General features: G+C 45.4%; 3 protein-coding genes and 1 pseudogene. All 4 read left to right on the top strand.

The features are described from left to right. Positions 1-99: 99 nt before the first annotated feature. Positions 100-1284, top strand: a complete 1185-nt coding sequence (gene aepY, locus RMX69_RS25620) for a phosphonopyruvate decarboxylase (protein WP_322639117.1) — start codon at positions 100-102, stop codon at positions 1282-1284. A gap of 8 nt (positions 1285-1292) precedes the next feature. Then, positions 1293-2363 carry a 2-aminoethylphosphonate aminotransferase gene (locus RMX69_RS25615; RefSeq protein WP_322639116.1) on the top strand — a complete coding sequence of 357 codons (1071 nt, stop codon included), beginning with the start codon at positions 1293-1295 and terminating at the stop codon, positions 2361-2363. A 451-nt stretch (positions 2364-2814) separates the two neighbouring features. After that, the gene (locus RMX69_RS25610; protein ID WP_322639115.1) at positions 2815-3291 is read left to right on the top strand and encodes a hypothetical protein; all 477 of its coding nucleotides are present in this window, start codon (positions 2815-2817) and stop codon (positions 3289-3291) included. 663 nt (positions 3292-3954) lie between these two features. Further along, positions 3955-4317, top strand: a pseudogene (locus tag RMX69_RS25605) (PBS lyase); the annotation flags it as partial.

The raw sequence follows: 4317 nt of genomic DNA, 5'->3' as shown, positions 1-4317 counted from the left end.
TTGGAAGTCCCTTATTCCTTTTCCCTTTTCCCTTTAACCTTTTCCCCTGCCCCCCTGCTCCCCTGCTCCCCTGCTCCCCTGCTCCCCCCATCACTTAATATGATCCAGGCAGAAGAATTTGTAGAAGCTGCGCGTCATCTTGGCTTTGAGTGGTACACTGGCGTACCCTGTTCTTTTCTCACGCCTTTTATTAACTACGTCATCAATGACGTTCAACTTAAATATATCTCCGCAGCCAATGAGGGAGATGCTGTAGCGATCGCAGCTGGAGCCGCAATTGCTGGTAAACCCGCAGTAGTGATGATGCAAAACTCTGGTTTGGGAAATGCAGTTAACCCGCTAACCTCCCTCACTTACATCTTTCGGATTCCACTGCTGCTGATTTGTACTTTAAGAGGCGATCGCGTATTGCAAGATGAACCGCAACATCAATTAATGGGGCAAATCACAGAGAAATTGCTGCAAACAATGACTATACCTTGGGAATTTTTTCCCACAGATGTAGCACAAATAGAACCCGTTTTGCAAAGAGCCACAGCCTATATGCAACAAGAGCGCTGTCCTTATGCTTTAATCATGCGTAAAGGAGCGATCGCCCCCCATGCCCTCACCCGTTCTTCTATCCCCGAACGAGAAAATAGTGCTAGCGCTAATATTCAGCAAAGCTTTTTTCGGGATAACAAAGAACAACGCGTTTCTCGCAGCGAAGCATTAGCTCGGATTGTGGAACTTACCGATCCAGAAAACACTGTAATAATTGCCACCACCGGATATACGGGACGGGAACTCTTCGCCAGTAAAGACAGCGCCAATCATCTTTATATGGTCGGCTCGATGGGCTGTGCTTCCTCAATGGGATTGGGATTATCCTTAGCGCGTCCAGACCTCAAGGTAGTAGTAATTGATGGCGATGGGGCAGCATTAATGCGGATGGGTAATTTTGCGACCATCGGCACTTATGGCGGTGCTAACTTGACTCATATTCTTTTAGATAATGAAGTCCACGATTCCACAGGCGCACAAGCCACCGTTTCTGCGGGTATCTCCTTTGCCAAGATTGCCGAAGCGTGCGGTTACGGCGTGACATTAGCCGGAGATGATCCCGCCCTTTTAGATGCCTTATTTACCGCAGATGCTAACACCAGACCTAAATTTGCTCATTTAAAAATCCGTCCCGGAACTTTAGAAAAGCTACCCAGACCCAACCTCACCCCAGAAGAAGTTTTACAACGCTTTATGAACCATATTGGTTCTAACTGGCAACTCCTAACTCCTAACTCCTAACTTTGGTAATGATTTTACTAAATCCCGGCCCCGTCAATTTGAGCGATCGCGTCAGAAATGCCCTGTTGCGTCCCGATTTGTGTCACCGTGAGGTGGAATTTTCCCAACTTCAAACCAGAATCCGCGAACAGCTACTTCAAGTTTATGGTCTTGGAAGCGGCTGGGCAGCAGTTCTCCTCACCGGTTCTGGTACTGCCGCGATGGAAGCGATGATCAGCAGTTTAGTACCCACAAACGGTAAATTACTAGTAATTGAAAACGGTGTATATGGCGAACGACTATCCAAAATTGCCAAAATCCACGGCATTGATTACATCACACTTTCCCATCCTTGGGATGCCGAAATCGATATCAAGGCTTTAGTCAAGCTTTTAGATGAAAACGCCGACATCACCCACCTTGCGATCGTCCATCACGAAACTACTACCGGTCGCCTAAATAATTTGGCGGAACTTGCGCCAATTTGCCAAGAACGCCGTATCAAATTATTAGTAGATGCAGTCAGCAGCTTTGGTGCTGAAGAAATAAATTTTGCAGATTGGGGAATCACTGCTTGCGCTGCGACAGCGAATAAATGTCTGCATGGTGTCCCTGGAACGTCCTTTGTTATTCTGCGACGGGATACACTGCCTTCAGTAGACACAATCCCCCGCACCTTATATTTAGATTTAGCAACTTATTACCAGCAGCAAGAACGAGGCGGCACACCTTTTACGCAATCAGTACAGACATTTTATGCTTTAACAGAAGCTTTGCAAGAAATGGCAGAAGCAGGAGGTTGGCGTGCTAGACACAACCATTACAACCAACTTGCCAGCTTAGTTAGAGACGGGTTAGCCTCAATCGGAATTAAACCCTTACTTCCTCTTGGCAGTTCATCCGTTGTCTTGAATGCCTATTACTTACCAAACGGTTTCAGCTATGAAGAATTTCACGACCAACTGAAAGCACGAGATTATATAATTTATTCTGGACAGGGGAATTTAGCTCAATCAATCTTTCGAGTCTCGACAATGGGAGCGATTACCCAAGCCGACATGGAACGCTTTGTTGGCGTTGTTAAAGAAATTATTCGGTAAACTGACTTTTCACTTCAGAAACCTTCCGAAATTACTTATAACGCGATGTGCAACTTATCCCTAGAACCCCACTTCCATTCCTCTCTCCCACAGGCAGAGAGGCTTTGATTCTTGCTCCCCTTCCCTTGTAGGGAAGGGGTTGGGGGTTAGGTTTGAGAGAAAGTTGCACATGGCGATACTATAGGACTTACGCACCCTTTACGTGTTCTGGGCGTCTTGGCAGTTGGATAAATTAAGCTTTTCAGCCATTTTTGCATAAGTCCTGTACTACTTTGATTCGCCGACTTGAGCAGTTTGAATCCACCTTTTTGGCTGGGAACTCTCTCTGAGCAAACTTGTGATTTAGAGAGAGGTTTTCCAAATACCGTGAAAAGTCAGGTTGACGTTGAGATGTGCGATCGCATTTACCAGTGGGAATCATAACAAACAGATTTACTACAGTAAATAACCAATGGCATACCAAAATATTACAGGCTCCCTTTCCCCAGCAGATATTCAAGAAATTAAAGCAGCCTTTGCGACTATCCAAGCGAAGATGCCTTTTCTCGTAACCCTGAGTGTAGAAGAACGACGCAAGTTATTTAAGATGGGCGATAAAAGCCTAGCTTTCGTCAATACCAGCCTGACTGCGGCCCAGTCTAACCGAGATATTCTCCCAGCCAGCTTTGATGTCGATGAATTTGTGCGGGATTATCAATTAGCAATCACACTTACTGAGCTTTTGATTGGATTGCGACAACTGACAGAACAAGTAGATGATACCTTAATGGCAGTCGGCAGCGAAGCAATGGGCAGCAGCTTGACAGTTTATGATTACGTCAAGACTGCTGCGAAGAAAACTCCAGGGTTAAAAAGTCTTGCCGAACAGTTAGGCGATCGTTTTAAAGCTATTAAAAGTAAACCTGCTAAAGCTGCTTCTGGTTCATAGGCCAATACGGTTCGGTTAAAGGGGAAAGGGTAAGGGGGAAAGGGGAATAAAAAACCTTTAACCCTTACCCTTTAACCTTTTCCCCAAACCAATTGTTAGTTCAAAATGCTTATCCGAACCGTATTGGTTCATAGGCTTTAAACCTCGCGGGAGAGTCTTTAGGGATTTCCAACCAATAAATTATTCAATCTTGTGGGGCGGGCATCTTGCCCGCCTTTAGCTATGGGCGGGCGAGACGCCCACCCCACAAGAATTATTTGAGTCCTTTTTTATTTGAAAGTTCTTTAATACTCGCGGGAGAGTCTTTGATACTCGTGAGCGAGTGTTTGATACTCGTGCGAGAGTGTTTGATCCTCGTGGACAAGTCTTTAATACTCGTGAGCGAGTGTTTGATACTCGTGCGAGAGTGTTTGATACTCGTGAGCGAGTCTTTTATACTCGCGCGAGAGTCTTTAATACTCGCGCGAGAGTCTTTTATACTCGTGGACGAGTGTTTGATACTCGCGGGCGAGTCTTTTATACTCGTGAGCGAGTCTTTTATACCTGTAAATGCAGATCGTCTACTACTTGTTGATACCAAATTGCATTCTCAATCAGGAATTAGGAATTGCAAGGTTGTTATTATACTCATAATCTCGTGTATTCTGCCACCTTGCTCCAAACATGGTAACAACTCCCCGCCACCGCAGCAAGCCTTCTCGCTTTATCCTTTATGCTTTAGCTTTCATCCTTTCTTTTCTTTTTTGTTTGCCTTGGGTAAGCGCCAAAGAAACCCCCAAACCCAAACCCCAAGATTGGCAGATTAACGGTATAGTAGCAGCCCTTGACGACAGCTACACCAAAGTGAAGGGATATGCTTTGAACAAATTAGTTGCTTATGAGCTAAAAGACTTGAAAACCGTGGTTAAGAAACCGGAGGAAATAGCCCAGAAAGTTGCCAACATCTTCAAAGATGAAAAGGTTGACTCATCTGTTCGTCGCAGTGCGGCAGAGGCATTGAGCAACTTCGGGCAGGCGGCGGCTCAA

This window comes from Nostoc sp. EspVER01 (assembly GCF_034530635.1).
Taxonomy (GTDB): domain Bacteria; phylum Cyanobacteriota; class Cyanobacteriia; order Cyanobacteriales; family Nostocaceae; genus Nostoc.
Note: the sequence above shows the minus strand (reverse complement) of the source record. Positions and strands in the feature narration are given on the sequence as shown.